Below are 1,436 nucleotides of genomic sequence, written 5' to 3'. Positions count from 1 at the left end.
CTCCGCAAGCAGCGCGTCCTCACCAGCCAGCCCAACGGCCGCCTGGAGTTCGTCCACCCGCTGATCGGCACCTCGATCTACCTCACCATGCCGGCCGGCACCAAGACCGCCATGCACGGCATCGCGGCCGCCGCCATCGAGAACGCCGGCGGCACCCTCCTCACCGCCTCCCGCCACCTCCTGGAGGTGCACGCCGAGGGCGACGACTCGATCGTCCGCAAGCTGCGCAAGGCCGCCCAGGAGCACCTCGCGATCGGCGCCCCGGACGCCGCCAAGCGCTGCCTGGAGCGCGCCCTCAAGGAGCCGCCGGACGACGACGTGCGCGCCGAGGTGATGTACGAACTCGGCTGCTCCGCGCTGCTCACCGACCCGGTCGCCACCGTCAACCAGCTCAGGCTCGCCCTGGAGATGGAACCGGGGCTCCGCCCCGACCTGCGGGCCGACGCCACCTTCCGGCTCTCCGAGGCGCTCGCGCACTCCGGCGAGCTCACCCGCGCCGCCGAGCTCTGCCGGGAGGAGGCCGAGCGGACGGAGAGCGGGCACAGCCGACTGCGGCTGCAGGCCGCGCACTTCATGTGGGCCGCCTTCCAGCGCGACGAGGAGGACGGCCCGGACCGCTCCCGCCGGCTCAAGGAGCTCTCCGACTCGATCACCGGCACCGGCAGCGCCGAGCGCGCCGTCCTCGCCATGCGGGCCTGGGACCTGACGCTGCGCGGCGAGCCCGCCGCCCACGCCGTCGAACTCGCCGACACCGCGCTGGTCAACGGCCGGCTGCCGGGCGACCTCGGCTGGACGGGCACCACCTGGGGCTTCGAACTCCCCGCCCTGATCGGCCTCACCCTCACCTACACCGACGAACTCGCCCGCGCCGAAAGGCTGTTCTCGGACGCCATCATGGAGTTCGAGGTCGCCGGCTGGAGCGGCGCCCACCGCGGCTTCGCCTACTTCCTGATGGGCCTGGTCCGGTTCCGCCGCGGCTTCCTGCTGGAGGCCGAGGACTTCCTCCGCCGCGGCCTGCGGATCTCCGAGCGGATCGCCCCCGACCTGCCGCTCCAGTGGGACATCGTCGGCGTCCTCGCCGACACCCTGCTGGCCCGCGGCCGGGTCGACGAGGCCTGGGAGCTCGCCCGCCAGTACCACTTCGCGCCGCCGTACCACCCCACCGCGATGGTGCTGCCCGACGCCCCCACGCTCTACGGCAAGCTGCTGCTCGCCCGCGGCCTGCGGGACGAGGCCGCCGAGGAGTTCCGCAGGGTCGGCGAGCAGCTCGACGCCCGCCAGTGGCACAACACCGTGTGGGCGCCGTGGGCCGGCCACCTCGCGGGGGGGCTAGCCCCCCACCGCCCCGTCCGCGCCCGCCATTACCGGGTGGTTGGGGGGGCCCGCGCCCCCCCCCTCGGCGCCCCGGCCGCGAAGGGCGCCCCGCGGCGCCGGGC

Annotated in this window: 1 pseudogene; it reads left to right on the top strand. The window is 75.1% G+C overall.

Features of this window, described 5'->3' with window-relative positions:
* Window positions 1-1,436: pseudogene (locus ACFV0G_RS39335) on the top strand (ATP-binding protein); the annotation flags it as partial.

Origin of the sequence: Kitasatospora sp. NPDC059571, assembly GCF_042735675.1 — a bacterium.
Lineage (GTDB): Bacteria > Actinomycetota > Actinomycetes > Streptomycetales > Streptomycetaceae > Kitasatospora.
This window is presented reverse-complemented; position numbering and strand designations above follow the sequence as displayed.